Origin of the sequence: Dongia sp. (assembly GCF_041918875.1) — a bacterium.
Lineage (GTDB): Bacteria > Pseudomonadota > Alphaproteobacteria > Dongiales > Dongiaceae > Dongia.
In genome coordinates this window covers 20,284-42,107 of record NZ_JAYRUV010000016.1, presented here as the reverse complement: position 1 = coordinate 42,107, position 21,824 = coordinate 20,284, and the positions used below count along the sequence as shown (strand labels likewise).

Here is a 21,824-nt window from a genome sequence, read left to right as displayed (position 1 = left end):
CGTTAGGGCTTTGACCTTTGGCGTCCGCTATGGTTGATTGCGCGCTTCTGACGAATCCCTTGGTTTTGATCTGATTTTCCCGCCTTCCGGAGCCTCGAACCCGTGACCACAGCACCCGCCGCCTCGCCAAATTCCTACCGCACCGGGCCAGATGAACATGGCCGGTTCGGCATTTTCGGTGGCCGCTTCGTCGCGGAAACGCTGATGCCGCTCATCCTCGAGGTGGAAGCGGCCTACAACGCCGCCAGGCGCGACCCGAAATTCGCCGAGGAGATGGAGTATTACCGGACCCATTACATCGGCAGGCCGAGCCCGCTCTATTTCGCCGAGCGTCTGACCAGGGAACTGGGCGGCGCGAAGATCTATATGAAGCGCGACGAGCTCAACCATACCGGCTCGCACAAGGTCAACAACTGCCTGGGCCAGGCGCTGCTTGCGCGGCGCATGAAGAAGACCCGCATCATCGCCGAAACCGGCGCCGGCCAGCATGGTGTCGCCACCGCAACGCTTTGCGCGCTCTTCAACCTGCCCTGCACGGTCTATATGGGCGCCACCGACATTGCCCGCCAGCAGCCCAACGTGTTCCGCATGAAGCTGCTGGGCGCCGAAGTGGTGCCGGTCCATAGCGGCACCGCGACGCTGAAGGATGCGATGAACGAGGCGCTGCGCGACTGGGTCGCCAATGTGGAGAACACATTCTATATCATCGGCACCGCAGCGGGTCCGCACCCCTATCCCACCATGGTGCGCGATTTCCAGTCGGTGATCGGGGTCGAGACCAAGGAACAGATACTGGCGGCCGAAGGGCGCCTGCCAGATACGCTGGTAGCCTGCATCGGCGGCGGATCGAATGCCATCGGCCTGTTCCATCCCTTCCTCGACGACCGCGAGGTCGAGATCATCGGCGTCGAAGCGGGCGGCGACGGTATCGAGACGGGCCGCCATGCGGCCTCCCTCACCGGCGGTCGCCCCGGCGTTCTCCATGGCAACCGCACCTACCTTCTGCAGGACGGCGACGGACAGATCATCGATGCGCATTCCATCTCGGCCGGCCTCGACTATCCGGGCATCGGGCCGGAACATTCCTGGCTGCATGAGATGAAGCGCGCCAAATACGTCTCGGCCACCGACCAGGAAGCGCTCGACGCGTTCCAAATGCTCGCCAAGATCGAAGGCATCATCCCGGCGCTGGAACCGGCCCACGCGCTGGCCCATGTGTGCAAGCTGGCGCCGCAAAGAGCAAAAGACCAAATCATCGTCATGAATCTGTGCGGCCGCGGCGACAAGGACATCTTCGCCGTTGCCGAACGCCTGGGAACCAAATTATGAGCACGCGTATCGAGCGGCGCTTTGCTGAGCTGAAAGCGGCCAAGCGCGGCGGGCTGGTGGTGTTCGTCACTGCCGGCGATCCCACCTACGAAGTATCGCGCGAGATCGTCCTCGCCCTGCCGGATGCCGGCGCCGACGTGATCGAACTCGGCATGCCCTTCACCGATCCGATGGCGGACGGCCCTGCCATCCAGGCCTCGTCGCTGAGGGCGCTGAAGAACGGCCAAAACATGAAGAAGACGCTGAGCCTGGTGCGCGAGTTCCGCACCAAGGATCAGAACACGCCGATCGTGCTGATGGGCTACTACAACCCGATCTATTCCTACGGCGTGGATGCGTTCCTGAAGGATGCCGTCGCTGCCGGAGTCGACGGACTGATCGTGGTCGACCTGCCGCCGGAAGAAGATGAGGAATTGTGCCTGCCCGCCATGAAGGCCGGCGTCAACTTCATCCGTCTCGCCACACCGACGACCGACGACAAGCGCCTGCCGACGGTACTGAACAACACGTCGGGCTTCGTCTACTATGTTTCGATCATGGGCATTACCGGCACACGCTCCGCGTCGGACGTCGATATCAGCGCCGCCGTCGGCCGCCTGAAGCGCCACACCGACCTGCCGATCGCGGTCGGCTTCGGCATTTCGACGCCCGAACGCGCCGCTTCCGTCGCCAAGGTCGCCGACGCCGCCGTGGTTGGCTCGGCGATCGTCAACAAAATCGCGGCGGAACTGGGGCCTGACGGCAAACCCGGCCCGCGCGCGGCGCAGGCGGCGATCGATCTCGTGAAAAGCCTCGCCGACGGCGTGCGCGCGGCGCGCGCCTGAACGGAGAAGAGAAGATGAGCTGGCTCACTAATTTCGTTCGGCCGAAGATCCGCAAGCTGGTGCAGAAGACGGACGTTCCGGAGAATCTCTGGGACAAATGCCCGGCCTGCGGCCAGATGATCTTCCACCGCGAACTCGACGCCAATCTGCGCGTCTGCACCCATTGCGGCCATCACATGCGCATCAATGTGAAGACGCGCCTGGAACTGATGTTCGATGAAGGAAAATACGATCGCATCGAGCTGCCCAAGGTCGCGGTCGATCCGCTGAAGTTCAAGGACCGCAAGCGCTATGCCGACCGCCTGAAGGAAGCGCAGGCCAAGTCCGAGGAACAGGACGCCATCGTCGTCGCCTATGGCACGATGCAAGGGGTCGATGCCGTCGTGGCTGCCTTCAATTTCGACTTCATGGGCGGCTCCATGGGCATGGCCGTGGGCGAAGGCCTGGTGGCCGCCGCCGAGCTTGCCGTGAAGCGCAAGGCCGGCCTCATTGCCGTGCCGGCTTCAGGTGGCGCCCGCATGCAGGAAGGCATCCTGTCGCTGATGCAGATGCCGCGCTCGGTGATCGCGGTCGACCAGGTGAAGGAAGCGGGCCTCCCCTTCATCGTGCTGCTGACCGATCCGACCACGGGCGGCGTTTCCGCCTCCTTCGCCATGCTAGGCGACATCCAGATCGCGGAGCCGGGCGCGCAGATCGGCTTTGCCGGCGCCCGCGTCATCGAGGAAACGATCCGCGAGAAGCTGCCCGAAGGATTCCAGCGTGCCGAATACCTGCTGGAGCATGGTATCATCGACCTCGTGGTCGCACGCAAGGATCTCAGGGAGCAGATCGGCCGTGTGATCGCCCTTCTCACCAAGCAACCGGCGGCGGCGTGAACGTCAACAGCGACATAGTCCTCGACCGCCTCAACAAGCTCCACCCCAAGATCATCGACCTGGAGCTTGGCCGCGTCGAGCGGCTGCTGGCGGCGGTCGGCCATCCGGAGCGCAGGCTGCCGCCGGTCGTGCATGTGGCCGGCACCAACGGCAAGGGCTCGGTCATCGCGTATCTGCGCGCCATTCTGGAAGCAGCCGGCTACCGGGTCCACGTCTATACCTCGCCGCATCTGGTACGCTTTCACGAGCGCATCCGCCTGGCCGGCAGGCTCATCGACGAGCATGCGCTCATCGCACTGCTGGAGGAGTGCGAACAGGCCAATGGCGGCACGCCGATCACCTTCTTCGAGATTACGACCGTTGCCGCCTTCCTGGCCTTCACGCGCGAGCCGGCCGACATCCTGCTGCTGGAGACGGGCCTGGGCGGGGAATTCGACGCCACCAATGTGATCGACCGGCCGCTGGCCAGCGTGCTGATGCCGATTTCCTTCGATCATATGCAATTCCTGGGCGACAGCCTGACCAAGATCGCGCTCGCCAAGGCCGGCATCATCAAGCGCGGCCGGCCCGCGATCGTCTCGCCGCAGCCCGACGAGGCGATGGCCGTGTTCGAAGCGAAGGCCGCCGAGCTGGGAGCGCCGCTCCACCGTTTCGGGCGCGAATGGTCGTGCGACGGCGAGTTGAAGACGGCGCTGCGCTTCACTGACAGCAGAGGTCCCCGTACCTATCCGGTGCCGGGTCTCGCCGGCCGGCACCAGTTCCGCAATGCCGGCTGCGCCATCGCGACGACGGCGCTGCTGGCAGGCTTCACCATCACCGACGCGCATATCGCCGAAGGCTTGCGCAGCGTCACCTGGCCAGCGCGCATGCAGCGCCTGACCGGCGGTCCGCTGGTCGAGCGGCTACCCAATCCCACCTGGGAATTATGGCTGGACGGCGGCCACAATGCCGAAGCCGGTGAAGTGATCGCCGCGATGCTGGAGGATTGGCGCCGGCAGGATGGAAAGCCCGCGCATCTCATCTTCGGCATGCTCAACACCAAGGATCCGGCAGCCTTCCTGAAGCAGCTGGCACCCCATGTCGAGGATATGGCGGCGGTGGCGATTCCCGGCGACCATGCCAGCCTCTCGGTCGAGGAATGCGTGGCCGCCGGCGCCGGAGTTGGCCTCTTAAGCCAGGGCTATCATTCGGTCGAGGCGGCACTCCGCGCCATCGTCGATGCGCACGATGGCGGCCCCAAGGAATCGCGCCGCATTCTCATTTGCGGCTCGCTCTATCTCGCCGGCACGGTCCTGGCGGAAAACAACTGAGCGCAAATAAAAACCCCGCCGTGCCCTGGGCCGCGGCGGGGTTTCGTTCCTGGCGATGAAGGCCGGTCAGATGACCGAGTTCACCCATTCCAGCAGCTTGCGCTTGGGCTCGGCACCGACCTTGGTGGCGGCGACCTGACCGTCCTTGAACAGCATCAGGGTGGGCACGCCACGGATGCCATACTTCTTCGGCGTCTGTGCGTTGCGGTCGATATCGACCTTGACGACTTTCAGCTTGCCATTCAGTTCCTGCGCGATTTCCTCGAGCGCCGGTGCAATCGATTTGCACGGCCCGCACCATTCCGCCCAGAAGTCGACCAGCACCGGCTGCGTGGACTTCAGGACATCGGCGTCGAAGCTCGCGTCGCTAACGTGGGTCGTGCTCATCCCGTCTTCCCTTTCAATGGAGACGCCGTTCTCGCGGCGGCTCCAGTTTTACACATGAACGCCGCCTATATGACGATGGCGTCGTATGTGGATGAATCTATGGAGGGGGATGAGCAGCGTCAAGGTGAGCGGGCGCCGCGACAGGCGGGCTTGCTTCCTATGCATAACTCGCCAGGAGCGATTCGGGAATCTCCATCAAGCGCGGTTCCACGCTCCAAAGAAGGTAGCAAGAGATTGTATGATTTGGATAAATCTTCGCCACCGCAGCGCGGTAGAGAGCCAGCTGCCGAAGGTACTGCACCGAGACATGTTCCGGCTGCATGGCTGGCGGCCGATTGCTCTTGAAATCGACGATGTGGCACGTCGTCGCCGTCACCGCCAGCCGGTCGATCTGGCCACTGACGATCTGGCTGCGGCCGTCCGTCCCGACGATTTCGGCCACGATCGGCACCTCGGCCCGCGAACCAGGCGCGAAGATATGGGCGAATCGCCCATCCTCGAGTACGGCCATTACCTCGGCCGCCAGTTCGTCGAGCATCGCGCCGGTGGCATTCATACCGCTGGGCCGGTTGATATTGCCCAGCCATTGCCGCGCCGCGTGGCGGCGTTCCTCCGGCGGGAGATCTGGCAGCAGCTGGAAGAGCTTGTGAATGACCAGGCCGCGCTGAAAGCGAAAGCCCTGATCGCGCCCGACTGGCGAGAGCAGATTGACCTGGCCAGCCCCCGATGTCGCTTCCGAGCTGGGGCGGGATGGAATGAGCGGGCGCGGTGGATCGGGTTCCGCCGAAGCCGGCATCAGCGCCCAATCGCGGAAAGGGATGTCGAGGTCGATACCGGGACCTGCCTTCACCGCTTTCTTCTCGGCAGCGTCCGTCTGCTCGGTCGTCAGCTGCAGCCAATCGCCGTCCCAGCCATCCTCCTTGCGCCAATCGCCGGCCCCGTGCCTCTGCCCCGCGGCACCTTCCGAAAAAAGTCCGGTCAGCGCGTCGGCGACATGATCGTGCCAGCTCTGCTGCGCATGATTGCGCTCGCCGCGCCAGCCGCAGACATAGAGCCGGTCCTCGGCCCGCGTCAGCGCCACGTAGAGCAGACGGTTCTCCTCCTCCTGCGCGCGCGCGGCGACAGCGGCACGCGCAGCGGCGGTCGCCGGCACGTCGAGCGCATTGCGCGCCACCCAGACGGGCAGATCGATCTCCGACTCCAGCCAGAACAGGCCAGGCCGGTTGGGACGCTGGCGCCGCTGTTCCGCCAGGAACACGATCGGCGCCTGCAATCCCTTGGAGCCGTGCACGGTCATGATGCGGACCTGGCCGCCGCCCTCGTCGCTCAACTCCCGCTTCACCTCCGCCTCCGACACGTCCAGCCAATGGCGGAAGCCTTGCAGCGAGGGTGCGTTGTTGGCTTCGAAAGCGAGAGCAAGGTTCAGCAGTTCGTCAAGCGCCTCGCTTACCTGCAGGCCAAGGCGGGCATGGAGGCGCTTGCGGCCGCCACCGGCGGCGAGCAGGTCGGCGACCAACTCGTAGGGTGTCAAATGCTGCGCGCGGTCGAGATAGAAGGTCAGGGTCTCGACCGCCTCGGCGAACACATCGCGCCCGGCGGCGGCACGGCACAGTTCTTCCCAAAGGCTCCGCGCCCCACGCGCAATGCAGAGATCGAAGAGGTCGGTCTCGCCGAGGCCGATGAGCGGGCTCTTCAACAGGGCCGCGAGATTGAGATCGTCCTCCGGCAGCAAAAGGAAGTCGAGGAAGGAGAGGACATCCTGCACCGCCAGTTCCGAGAGCAGCTTCAACCGGTCGATGCCGGAAACCTCGATCGCGCGCGCCTTCAGCGCCTTTACCAGCGCCGGCACGAACGCATTGCGCGCGCGCACCAGCACCAGGAAATCGCCGGCGCGCACAGGGCGTCCTCGTGCCGGCAGCATCTCGCCGGCGGCGATCATCTCGGCAATGCGCGCCGCAATGGCATCGGCCAGGCGCGTTATCGGGTCGGTCGGCGCGGTATCGATCGCCGGCGGCGACCAGGGCAGGGGCAGTGCCGCCGTCAGCGGTATGGACAGCGGCCAGGCTTCGACCAGGCCGGCAGCACCGCCGCGCGCCGCCAAATGGCGGATGGCGCTGGCACCCGGCTCGATGACACCTCTGCTTGCCGGGCCGGCGAAGACGCGGTCGACCAGCGACAGGACAGCCGGGCTGGACCGGAAGGAAACGTTGAGGTCGATATTCTCGAACGGGGTGCGCGTATCGCCACGGCTCAGCGACCGGTCGAGCTGGGCCGCGAAATGATCGCGTGCGTCCAGGAACGCGCGCGGCTCGGCGCCCTGAAAACTGAAGATCGATTGCTTGAAATCACCGACCGCGAAGATCGAACGCGGCTTCTCGCTGCCCTTCTTATCCTCGGCGCGCGGTTCCCTGCCCTTCCCGGAGATCAGTTCGGCAGCAATGGATTTCAAGATATCCCATTGCGCCGGGCTGGTATCCTGGCCTTCGTCGATCAGGATATGATCGATTCCGCCATCGAGCTTGTAAAGCACCCAGGGCGCGATGCCGGGCCGCGCCAGCAGATCGCGCGTGGCCAGGATGAGATCATCGAAATCGAGCGCCGCGGTGAGCGACTTCAAGCGGCCGAACCGCTGCATCAGATCGAGGCCCAGCGTCAGCAGCGCGGTGGAATCGGCAAGGATTTCGGCGGCGTTCAGGCGTTCCACCACGGCAAGAAGGCGTCGCCCCTCGACGCGCAGCACGTCGTCGACAGCCGGCATGGCGGCAAGAGCGTTCTTGGTCGCCATGGATTTGCGCAGCTCACCTTCTTTCGTGAGATAGGCGCCCATATATGCATCGAATATCGCTATACGGTCTGGAACGGATGCCGATAGCCAGGCCGCCAATCTTTCCGCTCGGTCGATGTCGGTCTTTCCGCCAGCCTCCAGCGCCGCGATCGAGGCACGCAGCTGCGTCCCGTCGAAAGCAATCTCCTGCGCCGCCTCATCGAGAATGCTGTGGCGTGTGGCAGCCGGATCGATGCGCAACAGGCGCGCCAGCGCCAGGCGATAGCCGGCGATACTGCCCATCCTTTGCTGCAAAGCCAGCAGGGGGCCGCGGGCGGCGAGAAGCTCGCCCAGCACGCGGTCGCTGGTGAATTCGCCAGCGCGATCGGCCAGATGCGCCAGCGCCGCACCGAGATCGGCTTCGCCGCCTTTGCGCGCTGCGGTCAGCATGTCTTCGCGGGCTTCCGCCAGCATGGCAGCCGCATCGCGTTCCTCGATCAGCCGGAAATGCGGCGCGATCCCCGCCTCGAGCGGAAAGCGCCGCAGCAGGGATTGGCAGAAGGCATGGATGGTTTCGATCCGCATCCCGCCCGGCGCATCGAGCACTTTGGCAAAGAGGCCCCGCGCCTTGGACTTGTAGGATGTCAGCGCCACGCCACCCAGCAGTTCCTTCAACTGCTTCTGCAGATCGGCTTCCGGGATCGAGGCCCATTCGGCAAGCGTGGTGGCGACGCGGTTCGACATTTCCGCAGCGCCCGCCTTGGTGAAGGTGAGGCACATGATGCGTTCCGGCCGCGCACCTTCCAGCAACAGGCGCAGCACGCGGTCGCGCAAGACCTTGGTCTTGCCGGATCCGGCCGAGGCGGAGACCCAGACCGACAGTTCGGGATCCGCCGCGCGGCGCTGATCGTTCGTGGCAAGCTCGGTCGGCGTGGGAGGCGAAGCGCGCTTCATGCCTCCCCCTCGCTTGACCATTCAGCGTAGCGTGCGAGATGGGCATAGTCGTTGTAGGAGAGGCCGAAATCGCCGCGCGGTTCGGCAAGATAGGGTGTTTCGTCCTTGCTGAAATGCGCCACCAGATCCCTGAGGCCGTCGAACGCCTCGGCCGCCAGCGCCATCGGATCGACCGGCGCCTTGCCATCCGGACCCTTAACCGGAATGACGGCAGCGCCGCCGCGCCCGCCCTTGAGATGCCAGAACTCCAGCGCCGCCACAGGCGCCAAGGGTGCGCGGTCGAAGCCGCCATGGGCTGCGATGGCAGCTTCCAGCGGCAATTGCGGTGAGAAGCCGAGGGCAACATCCTGCGCGCTCGGCGGCTTGCCGGTCTTGTAGTCGATGATGGTGAGGCGCCCATCACGCAGGATATCCAGGCGGTCCGCCTTGGCCGTCAGGGTGAAGGGTGGCGTCACATTTCCGATCGTCAGGCGGCCCGTGCTTTCCGTGACGATCCTTGCCAGATGCTGTTCGCGCGCCCGCATTTCGGCAACGAACCAGGCGGCCATCTGCCGGAAGCGCGGCCACCAGAAGGCCCAGACCGCGGGCCGTGCCATATGCTGGGTGAATTCCCGCTCGCCCACCGCCAGCAGCCGCGCTTCGGCATCCGGCGGCAGCGGCAGCGGCATGTCCTTCAGAAAGCGATCGAGAATGCCGTGGAAGAGATTGCCGAGATCGGCGGCACCCGCATCCTGATCCAGCGGATCGAGCCGCTTCAGCTTCAGGATGCGCCGCGCGTAGAGCACGTAAGGATCGCGCATCCATTTTTCGATATCGGTGACAGGCAATTCATCGGGCCGGTATCTGGCACCGGGGCGCGGCGCCGGACGGCCGAGTGCGGCAATCAGCTGAGGCCGGTCGATGCGCGCCTGCCAACCGCGATACTGGCTGGGTCCTTCGATGGGCTCGACGATGCCGAGCGCGCGCAGGAAGGCATCGAGGCGCAGCAGCCAGCGCGACGGCACACTGGGCTTGCCACCGACGCGCTGCGCCCGCGTCATCACTACCCGCGGTGCGCCCAGGGCCTGCTGGAAATCGTGCGCGGCGAGGCCGACCTTGCGCTCCAGCGCGGGCAGGCCGAATCTGTGGCGCATCGGTCGGCTGAGCCACGGGTCGATGGCAACGTCGCCCGGCCAGATACCCTCGTTGAGGCCGCCGAGGATCATGAGGTCGACCTGCTGCAAGCGGGCTTCAAGCGGCCCCCAGATGAAGAGGCGCGGATGCAGGCCGAAGCGCGGGCGCACGTCGATGCCGCTCATCAATTCGGCCACCAGGGCGGCATAGGTGCGGGGATCAAGCTCCACCGTGCCGGCGGAAGCCTGCAACAGATCGGCGGCGAAGCCGGCCAGCGCTTCGCCATCTTCGCCCTGCCATAGGAACGGGCCGCCATCGGCCTCCGGCCGTGCCGCCAGGGCTTCCGCCAAGCGCACATGGGCAGCGACGCGGTCGGCCAACGCCTGTGCCTTAGCCCAGTCGCCGGCAAGGGCCAGCCATGCCCGCAACCGGTCGAGGAGCTGCCGCAAGGCGCCGCGGTTCGGGCCTTCGAACAGATCGGCGGCGGCAAATGCCGCCTCGAGCCCAGCGAGACCCGGGCCGGGCCGGGGCCCACGCAGTACCTTGCGTTCCAGCAGGCGTACCATGTGCTGGAAATCCACCTGCGCCATGCCGGCGGCGGCGAGCGGATGCTTGAGCAGGGCCAGCAGCGGCACCGGCGCCAGATCTTCGGCCAGCGCCTCGGCGAGAAGGCGGAAAAAGAGACCTGCACCCGTCATCGGCAAGGGCGTGCCGGCAGAATCGTCGATGACGATCCCCCAGCGTCGCAGCTCCGCCGCCACGCGGCGCGCGAGACCACGGTCGGGCGTCACCAGTGCCGCGCGGTAAGGTGCCGGCTGCGCCACCGCTTCGCGCAGCATCAGCGCGACGATGCCGGCCTCTTCCTGTTCCGTGCGGCAATCGATGCGTTGCACGTTCTCCCACGCCAGATCGGCGATACCTGCCGGTTCGCGCAGTCTTTGGGCAAGTGCCGGCCACTCCGTCGTCGCATCGGCCGGCAGCAAGGCAGCACTGACGATGCGCGCGCGCGACGGCGGTGCCGGCCGTTGGGGTCCGTTGGGCAGCGCATGCGGCCAGGTCCAGACGGCGGCCGGCGGCGTCTCCAGCCGCGAGAGCAGATGCGCCAGCCCGAATTGCGGGTGCGCGGGATCGCCGGATATCTCCGCCCACTGTTTCTCATCTAAATTCGCGTCGAGGCCCGGCAGGACAACGAGGCCCTGCGGCAGCCCGGCGATGGTCGCGATGAGATCGGCGCTGGCCGGAATCGAACCGGTGGAGCCCGCGGCGATAACGGGATGCCGCGGCGGCCGCTCGCGCCACAACCGGCTCTGCCGCGCCAACAGCAGGTTGCGGCGCTTCGCTGCGTCGACGGCACCTTCGCCTTTCAGGATTTCGGGCCAGTTCTGCTGCAGGATGTCGAGGAAATGCAAGGTAAGCTGCCAATGTTCGGCCAGTTCCTCCGGTGCCAGATTGCGGATACCGGCAAAGTCGAGCTGCTCCGTCTCGACCTGGTCGAGGAGGCGGGCGAGTTCGGCCGCAAGGCGTGCCGCCTGGTCGAAGTTCATATCGCCACCGCCGGGCAGAGTCATCGCTGCCGCCTTCTGCACCAACAAAGCCAGCAGCAGATGGCGGCGCATGTTCGGCACGGCTGCCGGCAGCGGATCAGCGAGGTCTTCACCCAGCGACAGATCGAGTGCGATACCCTGCAGCCCCAGTTCGCTGTCGTCGAGATCGCCAAGCGGCATCAGGCGGGGCAGCATCAAGGCGCGGCCGCCGCTGGCGCCCATGCGCAGGAACGCCTCCTGCACGGCGCGACAGGCGCGGCGGTTGGGCAACAGGACGGTGATGGCGCTGAGGCGCAGCGGATCTTCTTGCGTTTCGCGCATCAGGCCGAATGCCAGGGCATCGACGAAGCTGACGCCCGTCGGGATGCAGCAGACATGCGAATCGCGCGCGAACAGACTCATGGCCTCACCTCTGGCGGAGAGGCAGCTTGGCTTAGAATTTGATGCCGTGGAAGCTCAAATGCCGTTCGACATCCTTGAGGTGCTGAGGGGTCGAGACATGATACCATTCGCCGTCATGGCGCAGGCCGAATAGGCGATCTTCCTCGATCGCCCGGTCCCAGACGACATTGGTCGAAAAGGCACCCTCAGGCGGGTCGCGGAACAGGCGCGGATGGCAGATCTGCACGCCGGCATAAAGGAAGGGCGCCACCTGCCAACCGAGGCGCCGGCGTACCCGCCCCTCCTGGTCCATCGTGAAATCGCCCTTGCCTTCATAGCCCACGGCGGAAACCGTCGGCTGCAGCAGCAGCAGCGCGTCCATGCGCGCATCGTCCCAATTCTGCGCCAGGCGCAGCAGCGCATCGGTCTTGCCGTTGAGCCAGATGATCTTGGCATTGACCGCATAGAAGGGTTCGTCGCCCAGAAGCGGCAGAGCCTGGACGATGCCGCCGCCGGTCTCGAGAATCTCAGTTTCCTCGGAATAGAGGATTTCGATATCGCGCCGGTCCTTGAGATGCGCGCGAATCTTTTCGCCCAGATGATGCAGGTTGATCACCGCGCGTTCGACACCGACGGCGACCAGCCGGTTGAGCACGACATCGAGCATCGGCACACCGAGCACCGGCACCAGGGCCTTGGGGACGGTATCGGTGAAGGGCCGCAGCCTGGTACCGAAACCGGCCGCCATCACCATTGCGGTCCGCGGCACTTTGACGAAATCTGTGGGCAAAATCTCGAATCCTCTCAGTTGGTCGCCAGCGCCGTCCGCTCTTGCGGCGGCAGATATCGTGCATACCAGGCGGCAACCGGCGCCATCGCGGGATGTTCGATGTCGTGCGCGATGAGCTCCCAGACGCGGGGCATGAAGCGCTGATACCAGGGCTTGCCGTCGCGCTGGAGAAGCCGCGCGAAGGTACCGGCGATGCGCGTATTGCGCTGGCCGCCGATGATCGCATAGGCCGCCATGTAGGCGTCGCGGTCCGTCGCCGGATTGGCCGCGAGGTAACGGTCGATCATGCGCGACATCAGATCCCAGGGCACATTGCGCCGCACATCCTCCAGCAGCGAAACAAGGTCGAAGGTCACCGGCGCCAGCACCGCATCCTGGAAATCGAGCAGCCCGCAGGCTTCGATGCCGGCGCGACCCTTAAGCGCCAGGAGATTGTCGACATGGAAGTCGAACAACGCGATCGATTTGGGCGCCGCTTCGCGCTTTGGCAGAACCTGCTGCCAGGCGGCAACGAATTCAGCCCGCGCATCGTCGGGCGCCGGCGCGCCGAAATGGGCCGGCCAATACCAGTCGAGCAGCAATTGCACTTCGCGCAAGGCGCGGGCGTCGTCGAAGACCGGCAGGCTCGCCAGTTCCGCCGCCGGCATTGCCCGATGCAGGGCGATGAGCGTATCGGTCGCCAATGCGTAGAGCGCTTCCGGGTCGCCTCCGGCGTCAAGCTCGCGCGTGTAGGTCTGGTCGCCCAGATCCTCCAGCAGCAGGAAGCCGGCCTCGGCATCCTCGGCGAATATCTGCGGTGCGCTGAACCCCAGCCCCTTCAGCAGCCGGCCGATGCGGACGAAGGGACGTATATTCTCCATCGGCGGTGGAGCGTCCATCAGCACCGCCGTCTTGCCGTCCAGCGTGAGGCGGTCGTAATGGCGGAACGACGCATCGCCGGCCAACAGGCGCAGGTCCGCCTTACCCCAGCCCGCTTCGGCCAGGAATTTGTCGCGGCGCAGGCGTCGCGCCTCCGCCGTCATGGTCGGTGCATTCATGATCCGCTACTCCCCCAACAAAGCCGCCTTGAACCCCGCCAGCCGCGCCGGCCAATCCCCGCTGCCGGCCAGGCAGAGCCGCCGCGAATCGGCATGCCCGCCCGGCGACAGAGTCACGTCGAGACGCTTGCGTGGCAAGAGCGAGCCCAGCCGCTCCGGCCATTCGATGAGCGAGATACCGGCGGCAAAGGCCTCCTCGATTCCCACCTCATAGGCCTCTTCCGCCGTCTTCAGCCGGTAGAGGTCGAAATGCCAGATCTCGACCGCTTCGCCCCCGATTTCCGCCGGATAAGTCTGCACCAGGGTAAAGGTCGGGCTGGGTACGGCCTCTTCCGCCGGTACCAGGGCGCCGATGAAGCCTCTGGCCAATGTCGTTTTGCCCGCCCCCAGGTCGCCCCACAGGGCCAGGATATCGCCGGGTCGCACGATCGACGCCAGTATCCCGCCCGCACGGGCGGTCATGGCCGCGTCGGCAAGGTCTATTTCCAACAGTTTTTCAGGCGCGACTGGCTTCATGGCGTCGGTTTGTAGCCGTCCGGCGACCTTGCCGCAATGCCCCTCATACCGCCGGATTTGCCCATTTATTACAATGTGCTAAAGGGTGTCGCCAGATCGTTGGGCCAGATCATTGGGGAGGTTGCGATGCGTGCAGTTCAGCAGACCGATATTGTCATCGTCGGGGCGGGGCCGGTGGGTCTCTTCGCCGTCTTCGAATGCGGCATGCTGAAAATGCGCTGTCATGTCATCGACACACTGGAAAGCACGGGCGGGCAATGCGTCGCCATGTATCCGGAAAAGCCGATCTACGACATTCCCGGCTATCCATCGATCGACGCCGCGGCACTCATCCAGAAGCTGGAGGAACAGGCAGCCCCGTTCCATCCCACCTATCACCTTGGCCAACAGGTCGAGAAGCTGACGCAGACGGGCGACCGCTGGCTGGTGGAAACCAATACCGGCACGAAGATCGACACCAAGGCCGTGATCGTCGCCGCCGGCTGCGGCGCCTTCGGCCCCAACCGCCCACCGCTCGATCACCTCGCCGACTATGAAGGCAGGAGCGTCTTTTATCTGGTGAAACGCCGCGAGGATTTCCGCGGCAAGCGCATCGTCATCGCCGGTGGTGGCGATTCCGCGCTGGATTGGACCATCTCGCTGGCCGACATCGCCGAGAAGATCTACGTCATCCATCGCCGGCCGAAATTCCGCGGCGCGCCGGAATCGGTCGCGCGCATGGAGGCACTGGCCAGGACCGGCAAGGTCGAGCTGGTCGTGCCCTATCAGCTGCATAGCCTTGAAGGTGCCGCAGGCCAGCTCAGCGCGGTGAATGTCGCCACGATGGAGGGCGAAATCCGCCGCCTGGAAGCCGATACGCTACTGCCCTTCTTCGGCCTGGCGATGGATCTGGGGCCGATCGCCAGCTGGGGTCTCAACCTGGAGCGCAGCCACATCACGGTCAATCCGCGAAACTGCGCCACCAGCGCCCCCGGCATCTTCGCCATCGGCGATATCGCGACTTACCCTGGGAAGCTCAAGCTGATCCTCTGTGGCTTTTCGGAAGCGGCAATGGCCGCACATGCGGTGCATCCGCTGCTGCATCCCAACGAAGCCTTGCATTTCGAATATTCGACGTCGAAAGGCGTGCCTGGCAGCTGAGATGCCGATAGGCCGACATTCTCATGCGAGCCGGAAGCAGATCATGTTTATTTTGCCTTAACACTCTTTTGCCAAGGTTGCCTGTCGGGGGCGCTAGGCACGCCGTTCTGGTGCCAAAAGCTGCACTGAATGAACGGGTTGGCGATCTTGAATAGGGCGACATCAGCCAGGACGGATCTGACGGCCGCAACCGGGGACAAAATCGGTGCGGCGCAGCCGCGCCCCGCTTCCTGGCAGATACTGATCGTCGATGACGATCCGGATGTCCACCTGACGACTGAATTTGCGCTTGCCAACGAGACGGTTCTCGATCGTCCCTTGCATTTCCTCCATGCATATTCCGCCGCGGAGGCGGAAGCCCTCCTCGCCAAGCCGAACGACATCGCCGTCATCCTGCTGGACGTCGTGATGGAAACCGAGGATGCCGGCCTGCGCCTGGCACGCACCATTCGCGACAAGCTCTGCCTTTCCGCGCCGCGCATCATCCTGCGGACCGGTCATCCGGGTTACGCCCCGGAACATGACGTGATCCGCGACTACGATATCGACGATTACCGCACCAAGTCGGAGCTATCGCGGATCCGGCTGTTTACCTCCGTGACAACGGCATTGCGCGCCTTCGATCGCCTGCAGCAATTGTTGGAAACCAATCACCGCCTGGAGCAGATCACGCGCGATCTGGAGGTGCTTAACATCGACTATCTCGAGCAACGCGAAGCGGCGCTGAGCGCCGCCCGGGCGAAATCGCGTTTTCTCAACAATGTCAGCCATGAATTGCGCACACCGCTCAACGCCATCGTCGGTTTCAGTGAACTATCCCTGCGCGCGATCAAGGACCAGCGCCCGATCCCGCCCGGCTATCTTGAGGACATACTCGAAGCCGGTAGACGCCTGACGTCGCTGGTCGACGATATCCTGGATTTCAGCCAGCTGGATGCAAGGAAGCGCCAGCTGCTCGTCGAACCGGTCAACATTCAGGAATTGATCGACTATCAGGAAGAACTCTTCCACGGCGAGGCCACGCGCCTTGGCCTCACGATTTCCATCGTGCCGGGAGATAGAAACCACGTCTCCTCGATCGACCGCTCCTCGCTCAGCAAGGTCCTTGGACATATCATCTCGAACGCACTCCGCTATTCGCCGCGCGGCGAGACGATTGAAGTGAGCTGGCGGATCGAAGGCGGCACGATCGGCATTTTTGTCGACGATCACGGTCCGGGCGTTCCGAAATCCGTCAAGAACAATCTCGACGAGCCCTTCTCGATCGGCCAGGAGGTACTCACCAAGGATGCCAGCGGCCTGGGCCTGGGTCTCACCATCTGTCGCCACCTGATGAACATGATGGGCGGCCGCATTGCCATCCTCGATCGGGCCGGGGGCGGCACTCAGGTAAGATTGCTGCTGCCCGAGCAGGCAGTTTAGGTGCCGCGTGGGTACCGCTATCCATTCGGCCGATCAGCATGAAGCGGTCCCGCCCGACACTGTCGCCTTTCTAGCCGAGCTGGCGCGCCTGCCGATGGTGCAGCAAGGCGACTTCGACGGCGTCGCCGAGCTGGTCTCCCGCCGTTGCCGCGGCCTGGTGGATGCTCGCTTCATAACGGTATGGCTGCTCAATGCCGAGCGAACGATGCTGCAAAGTGTCGCCCGATTCGACCTCCGCTCCGGTCAGCCCTGCCCGCAGGTCGACATTCCCGCCGAGCATATGGTGAAAGAACTCGCGGAATTGCAGCAGGCAACTCAAATCGTCAGCAACAATGCACTGGCCGATGAGCGGCTGATCGCCATGGATGACGGATATCTCCGTCAGTTCGGCATCACTTCGCTGCTTGAACATGTCATCCGGGCATCCGGCGCAGATATCGGCCTTCTCAGATTTGAACGCACCGAGAAGACCGCTCAGCCCTGGCAGCCTGCCGACATGGCGCTTGCCCGCGGACTCTGCAGCTATCTCGCCCTTGCCGCGGTCAACCGGCAGAAGACGCTCTTGGAACAGAAATCCGCCAGCACCGCAGCCCTGCAGGCCGCAATTCTGGAGAACGCCGCCTATGCCGTCATCGCGACGGATACCGACGGCACGATCACCTTCTTCAATCGAGCTGCCGAGCAAATGCTGGGCTATCGTTCGGCCGAGCTGGTACACAAAGCAACACCCGCGATCTTCCACGACCCCGTCGAAATCGCCGATCGGGCCATCCAATTCTCGAACGAGCTGAAGCGCACCGTCGAGCCTGGGTTCGGCGTTTTCACCGCCAAGACGCTTGCCGGAGAACGCAACGAGGATGAATGGACCTTCATTCGTCGCGATGGAACGCGCGCCACGGTCGTCCTCTCGATCACGGCTATCCGCGACCGGAACGGCGCGATTACGGGTTTTCTCGGCATCGCCTCCGACGTGACGGAAAGGAATGCCGTTTCGTCACGCCTGCGTCAATCCGAGGAGATGCTGTCGCGCGTCCTGCTGCAATCGCCCGATGCCATCCTGATTACGGCCCTGAAGGACGGCAGTATCCTGGACGCCAACCCGGGTTTCGAACAGATTACCGGGCGTAAGCGCGCCGAGGCTGTCGGACGAACGACGGTCGATCTCTCTCTATGGGCAGATCTGAATGAGCGCGACGCCATGCTGGCGCAAGTGCGCGAAACAGGCGAAGTCAAGTCGATGCCGATCCGAATCTTGCGGCGCGGCAGGGAAATCCGTCATTGCGTCCTCTGGGGCCGCACCTTCGAGTATAACGGCGTCCGCGCGCTTCTCACCGTCGTGCATGACATCACCGAGCAACTGCGCGGCGAAGAACAGCTGCGTGCCAGCGAGGAAAAGCTGCGCTCGCTATTCGCCCTCAGCCCCCTCGGCATCAATCTGCAGGATATGGATGGCCACTATATCGAAGCGAACGAGGCGTTCCTTGGCATTGTCGGCTACGACCGCGATGAACTTCTGCGGATGACTTGTTACGATCTAATGCCCAAGGAATATCTGACCGACGAACCGCATCGCCTGCAGCGGCTGCGCGAAACAGGCATAATCCCAGCCTACGAGAAATCCTATTACCGCAAGGATGGGAGCCTTGTGCCCGTTTCGACGGCGACGGTTCTGGTCTCCGGCCCGGATGGCCGGGATTTCAAATGGACCATCGTCGAAGACATCACCGCGAGGCGACAGGCGGAGGAATCGCAGCGGCGCCTCAACGACGAGCTGGAGCACCTGGTGGAGGAACGGACCAGGGAGTTGCAAAGCGCCATCGAAGGACTGATGCGGGCAGAAAAGCTCGCCTCTCTCGGCAGCCTCGTGGCAGGCGTCGCTCACGAGATCAGCACGCCGGTAGGAAATGCCAGCCTGGCAACCTCGACCCTTTCCGGCGCGGTTAAGGAATTCGAGGGACTGCTCGAGACCAAGCTGACTCGTTCCGGGCTGGATGGTTTTGTGCGACAGGTCAAGTTGGGAGTCGATATCGCCAACCGCAATATCGAGCGCGTCGCCAGTCTGATTCAGAGTTTCAAGCAGGTGGCGGTCGACCAGACAAGTTCGCAGCGCCGCCAGTTCCAACTGACCGAAGTGGTCGACGAAATTCTAACGACGATGCATCCCAGCCTGAAGCGGGCCGGAGTGGTGACTGAGATGTCGATAGATCCGGACCTCGCGCTCGATTCCTATCCGGGACCGCTCGGGCAGGTTCTCACCAACCTGATCAACAATGCTCTCATCCATGCGTTCGGCAAGGAGCGCGCCGACTCCACGGCGCCGCATCGGATCGACATCAAGGCCAGTGCGCTGGACGCTCGCACCTTGCGGCTGGACGTCGCCGACAATGGAGCAGGTATGGAAGCTGGCGTGCTCGGCCGGATCTTCGATCCCTTCTTTACCTCCCGTCTGGGCCAGGGCGGCAGCGGCCTCGGCTTGCATATCGTGCACAATATCGTCGTCGACATCCTGGCCGGCTCGATCACGGTTGCCAGCGAGCTGGACCGCGGCACGACCTTTTCAATCACCATGCCGCTGAAGACGCCCGCAGCCTGCCACACCAGGGCTGCGTCATGACCCCGCCTCTTCCCACACCGCAGAACGACGAGCAAGCGCAATGGATTCTATTGCGGCTCAAACCCCCGGCCGACGACGACCTGCTGGATTTCCTGGAAGATGAAAGCGAGGACGAGGCGCTGAAGTCGGCGCAACCATGGACGCTGCTGATCGTCGATGACGATAGCGAGGTGCATCGCGCCATCGAACTGGCGTTGATGGCCGTGCGTATTCATGGTCGGGCTTTGGCACTCAGTCATTGCATGTCGGCGGCCGAAGCCAGGGCGATGCTCGAGCGCCATGCGCATCCGGTCGATCTGGTCCTGCTCGATGTCGTCATGGAGACGGCCGACGCCGGCCTGATCCTGCTCGACGAGATGCGTTCGAACGAAGCGACAAGGTCCGTGCCGGTTCTTCTCCATACCGGACAGCCAGGCCAGGCGCCGGAGAAACTGGTACGGGCGCGCTACGATATCGGCGGCTACCTGACGAAGTCGACGGTGACTCGTCAGAGTCTCATTGCCGCGCTGGAAAAGACGCTCGGCGGAGCAACCCTCGAGGAATGACCTCTTCGCTCAAGCTGCCTTCAGCGGCAGCGCGCAGATAATGCGGCGGCCTTGCGGCCCGCTTTCCGTCACCAGATGTCCGCCATGCATTTCGATCAACGTACGTGCCAGGGCCACGCCGAGCCCTCGCGTCGAGCTGCGCGCCTGCGAGGAATCGGCATCCGGCCCGACATCGACACCGAAATCGTCGTGGGCGCCCTGCACGGCGACGCTGATATCGAGCATGTCGGCACTGCGCGCCGCCTTCACGACGATGGTGCGTCCGCCCGGCGCCGCGCCGATCGCAGCGCTGAGCAGATTGCCGAGCGCTTGCTTCAAGCGCTGTGGGTCGGCACTGATGATTCCAACATCGGGCGCGACTTCTATCAGCAATTCGATATTTCGGCTACGGGCCCGCTGCTGGAACAGCCGGGCAATGGATTCAGTGAGCTGACCGACATCAACCTTGTTCGGTTCCAGATGGATGTAGCCGGCTTCGATCGCCGCCACGTCGATCACGTCGCCGATCATCAGGATGAGGTTCTGCGCCGAATCGAGAATGGCCGAAGCGTACTCGAGCTGCCGCTCGTTCATGTCGCCGAAATATTGCCGCGCCAGCAATTCGGCATAGCCGATGATGGCATTTAGCGGCGTGCGGAATTCGTAGGAAACGTTGGCGATGAACTCGGACTTCAAGCGATCCGCCGCCACCAGCGCCTCGTTGCGCTCGGTCAAGGCGCGCTCCATGTTGATGCTGTCGGTCACGTCCGTATATTTGAAGAGGCGTCCGCCATCGGCCAGCGGTATGGCGGCAATGTCGATAATCTTTCCGTCGGTGCGTTCCAGCCGCCAGTTCTTCACCTCGCGCTCGCCGATATTGGAAACGATGCGGCGGCGCAACTCGTCCCAGTTCGGTTTGCTTTCGAAGAACGGTTTCACGGCATCGACGATCTGGCGAACATGCGGTTCGCCTTCGATCTCCTCCGGTTTCAGGTTCCACAACCGCGCGAAGGATGGATTGTAGAGTTTGAGTCGCGCGTCGCCGCCGAACACGGCGATACCTTCGAACAGATGGTCGATCGTTTCCTTCTGCACTTCAATGAGCGTGTTGTAATTGCGCTCAAGCGCCAGTTTGTCGGTCACATCCTCGAAGGTGAGGATGACGCCGCCGAAAGGATGGGGCGAAGCCAGCATGCGGTAAGTGGCGCCGCTCGGCACATGCATCAAATCTTCGAACGGCGCGATGACCGACATGACCTGGCGGCTCCATTCCTGCTTGAAGGAACGGAAATCGGCCTGTTCCGGTATCTGCCGCCGCTCCCGCAGCATATCGAGCACCTGGTCGACATTGGGCTCGAGACGCAGGAAGCCGGCATCGAGATTGAACATCTCGCGGAACGCGGTGTTGAAGAATTTCACGCGTTTGTCGGGACCGAAGATGACAATGCCCGTACCCAGCGCCTGCAACACATCGTCATGCGCGGCGATATGGCGGGCGAGTTCGCCGTGGCTCTCTTCGAGCTGGGTTTGATCAAGCGCGAAGCCGATGACCGATCCGTCCGGCAGCGGTACCTCGGTCAGATCGTAGAGCCGCCGCTGCCCCTTGACGACCAGCTGCTGGCTCTCCGATTGCGCCAGACCCACGCGTTGCGCGCGCTTGGCCAACGCCTTGGCGGCCGGATTGATCTCCCGGCTTTCGCCGATGACCCTTTCGACCGGCAGGTCGTGGATATGGGCGAAGGCCGGGTTGCACCAGGCGATGGCGAGATCCCCGCCCCGCCGCCAGACCGGATAGGGCAGCTGTTCCAGCAACTGCGCCAGCGAGGCCGCGGTTTTGAGCGCATGGCCGGACGCCTGTTCGAGCGGAGCGACCACGTCGCCGATATCGCTGAGCCACAGATGGCACAGAGAACCGCTGCGCTCGCCGAACCAGCGCAGGCGCATCCCGGCACCGGGCGTGCCGACAAAGCTAAAGCCCAGGCCGTCTTTTTCCAGCGACATGATCGCATTGAGCAGTTCGGCCTGATCGGCAGGTTTCAGGCCGGCAACAAGATCGCCCCGCGAGCAATCGCCTTCCGGCAGGCGCAGCCAGCTACGCGCCAAGGCATCGACCCTGGCACGGCCGCCCTTCTCCCAGGCGATATGAGCGAGAGGCGCCGTCGCCCATTCCGCCTCGGCTACGGCAAGGGCTTCGGCCTTCGCCGCAAGGTCGGCGCGGGTGCTGGCGAGTTCGGCCTGCAGGCGGCGCTTTTCCGCGGCAAGGCGCCATGCCTGGACGGCGGCTGCCACCAAGCCGCCCC

Annotated in this window: 15 protein-coding genes; 8 read left to right on the top strand and 7 right to left on the bottom strand. The window is 64.1% G+C overall.

The window, feature by feature from the left end; genetic code table 11:
• The first annotated feature begins 102 nt into the window (after window positions 1-102).
• Genes trpB through ACE3TY_RS16570 form a run of 4 tightly spaced genes read left to right on the top strand, consistent with a single transcriptional unit; the run spans window position 103 to window position 4,338 of the window.
• Entirely contained in the window at window positions 103-1,329 is a 1,227-nt protein-coding gene (gene trpB / locus ACE3TY_RS16585; RefSeq protein WP_374654967.1) for a tryptophan synthase subunit beta, read from the top strand.
• Window positions 1,326-2,153 (top strand): tryptophan synthase subunit alpha, encoded by an 828-nt coding sequence (gene trpA / locus ACE3TY_RS16580; RefSeq protein WP_374654965.1) that lies wholly within the window; start codon window positions 1,326-1,328, stop codon window positions 2,151-2,153. The genes trpB and trpA overlap by 4 nt, the downstream gene beginning before the upstream one ends.
• 14 nt (window positions 2,154-2,167) lie before the next feature.
• Entirely contained in the window at window positions 2,168-3,028 is an 861-nt protein-coding gene (gene accD / locus ACE3TY_RS16575) for an acetyl-CoA carboxylase, carboxyltransferase subunit beta (RefSeq protein ID WP_374654963.1), read from the top strand.
• Entirely contained in the window at window positions 3,025-4,338 is a 1,314-nt protein-coding gene (locus tag ACE3TY_RS16570) for a folylpolyglutamate synthase/dihydrofolate synthase family protein (RefSeq protein ID WP_374654961.1), read from the top strand. Before accD ends, ACE3TY_RS16570 begins: the two co-directional genes overlap by 4 nt.
• A gap of 66 nt (window positions 4,339-4,404) precedes the next feature.
• On the opposite strand, the gene trxA is transcribed toward ACE3TY_RS16570, so the two are convergent.
• The 6 genes from trxA to tsaE form a co-directional block, all read right to left on the bottom strand.
• Complete coding sequence (gene trxA, locus ACE3TY_RS16565) at window positions 4,405-4,725, bottom strand: thioredoxin TrxA (protein WP_374307831.1); 321 nt, start codon at window positions 4,723-4,725, stop codon at window positions 4,405-4,407.
• 157 nt (window positions 4,726-4,882) lie between these two features.
• Window positions 4,883-8,443 (bottom strand): double-strand break repair helicase AddA, encoded by a 3,561-nt coding sequence (addA, locus tag ACE3TY_RS16560; protein WP_374654959.1) that lies wholly within the window; start codon window positions 8,441-8,443, stop codon window positions 4,883-4,885.
• The gene (addB, locus tag ACE3TY_RS16555; RefSeq protein WP_374654957.1) at window positions 8,440-11,502 is read right to left on the bottom strand and encodes a double-strand break repair protein AddB; all 3,063 of its coding nucleotides are present in this window, start codon (window positions 11,500-11,502) and stop codon (window positions 8,440-8,442) included. Before addB ends, addA begins: the two co-directional genes overlap by 4 nt.
• A gap of 31 nt (window positions 11,503-11,533) precedes the next feature.
• Window positions 11,534-12,250 (bottom strand): nucleotidyltransferase family protein, encoded by a 717-nt coding sequence (locus ACE3TY_RS16550; RefSeq protein WP_374654955.1) that lies wholly within the window; start codon window positions 12,248-12,250, stop codon window positions 11,534-11,536.
• A gap of 35 nt (window positions 12,251-12,285) precedes the next feature.
• Complete coding sequence (locus ACE3TY_RS16545; protein WP_374654953.1) at window positions 12,286-13,308, bottom strand: aminoglycoside phosphotransferase family protein; 1,023 nt, start codon at window positions 13,306-13,308, stop codon at window positions 12,286-12,288.
• Window positions 13,309-13,314: 6 nt separating this feature from the next.
• Window positions 13,315-13,824 carry a tRNA (adenosine(37)-N6)-threonylcarbamoyltransferase complex ATPase subunit type 1 TsaE gene (gene tsaE, locus ACE3TY_RS16540; protein ID WP_374654951.1) on the bottom strand — a complete coding sequence of 170 codons (510 nt, stop codon included), beginning with the start codon at window positions 13,822-13,824 and terminating at the stop codon, window positions 13,315-13,317.
• Between the two features lie 126 nt (window positions 13,825-13,950).
• On the opposite strand from tsaE, the gene ACE3TY_RS16535 reads away from it, so the two are divergent.
• The 4 genes from ACE3TY_RS16535 to ACE3TY_RS16520 all read left to right on the top strand — a co-directional run bounded on the left by ACE3TY_RS16535 (window position 13,951) and on the right by ACE3TY_RS16520 (window position 19,545).
• Window positions 13,951-14,964 (top strand): NAD(P)/FAD-dependent oxidoreductase, encoded by a 1,014-nt coding sequence (locus ACE3TY_RS16535; protein ID WP_374654949.1) that lies wholly within the window; start codon window positions 13,951-13,953, stop codon window positions 14,962-14,964.
• A gap of 147 nt (window positions 14,965-15,111) precedes the next feature.
• Window positions 15,112-16,386: a histidine kinase dimerization/phospho-acceptor domain-containing protein gene (locus ACE3TY_RS16530; RefSeq protein ID WP_374654947.1), complete on the top strand. Its 1,275-nt coding sequence runs from the start codon at window positions 15,112-15,114 to the stop codon at window positions 16,384-16,386.
• A gap of 7 nt (window positions 16,387-16,393) precedes the next feature.
• Entirely contained in the window at window positions 16,394-19,000 is a 2,607-nt protein-coding gene (locus ACE3TY_RS16525; protein ID WP_374654945.1) for a PAS domain S-box protein, read from the top strand.
• The gene (locus ACE3TY_RS16520; RefSeq protein ID WP_374654943.1) at window positions 18,997-19,545 is read left to right on the top strand and encodes a response regulator; all 549 of its coding nucleotides are present in this window, start codon (window positions 18,997-18,999) and stop codon (window positions 19,543-19,545) included. The genes ACE3TY_RS16525 and ACE3TY_RS16520 overlap by 4 nt, the downstream gene beginning before the upstream one ends.
• 9 nt (window positions 19,546-19,554) lie before the next feature.
• Here the strand turns inward: ACE3TY_RS16520 and ACE3TY_RS16515 are convergent, their stop codons facing one another.
• Window positions 19,555-21,813 carry a PAS-domain containing protein gene (locus ACE3TY_RS16515; protein ID WP_374654941.1) on the bottom strand — a complete coding sequence of 753 codons (2,259 nt, stop codon included), beginning with the start codon at window positions 21,811-21,813 and terminating at the stop codon, window positions 19,555-19,557.
• Window positions 21,814-21,824 lie beyond the last annotated feature (11 nt).

What these genes read in the sequence shown, in the direction of transcription:
- ACE3TY_RS16545 (WP_374654953.1), bottom strand. Translation starts at nt 13,308, where the DNA reads ATGAATGCACCGACCATGACGGCGGAGGCGCGACGCCTGCGCCGCGAC.
- ACE3TY_RS16535 (WP_374654949.1), top strand. Translation starts at nt 13,951, where the DNA reads ATGCGTGCAGTTCAGCAGACCGATATTGTCATCGTCGGGGCGGGGCCG.
- addB (WP_374654957.1), bottom strand. Translation starts at nt 11,502, where the DNA reads ATGAGTCTGTTCGCGCGCGATTCGCATGTCTGCTGCATCCCGACGGGC.
- addA (WP_374654959.1), bottom strand. Translation starts at nt 8,443, where the DNA reads ATGAAGCGCGCTTCGCCTCCCACGCCGACCGAGCTTGCCACGAACGAT.
- tsaE (WP_374654951.1), bottom strand. Translation starts at nt 13,824, where the DNA reads ATGAAGCCAGTCGCGCCTGAAAAACTGTTGGAAATAGACCTTGCCGAC.
- trpA (WP_374654965.1), top strand. Translation starts at nt 1,326, where the DNA reads ATGAGCACGCGTATCGAGCGGCGCTTTGCTGAGCTGAAAGCGGCCAAG.
- ACE3TY_RS16520 (WP_374654943.1), top strand. Translation starts at nt 18,997, where the DNA reads ATGACCCCGCCTCTTCCCACACCGCAGAACGACGAGCAAGCGCAATGG.
- trxA (WP_374307831.1), bottom strand. Translation starts at nt 4,725, where the DNA reads ATGAGCACGACCCACGTTAGCGACGCGAGCTTCGACGCCGATGTCCTG.
- accD (WP_374654963.1), top strand. Translation starts at nt 2,168, where the DNA reads ATGAGCTGGCTCACTAATTTCGTTCGGCCGAAGATCCGCAAGCTGGTG.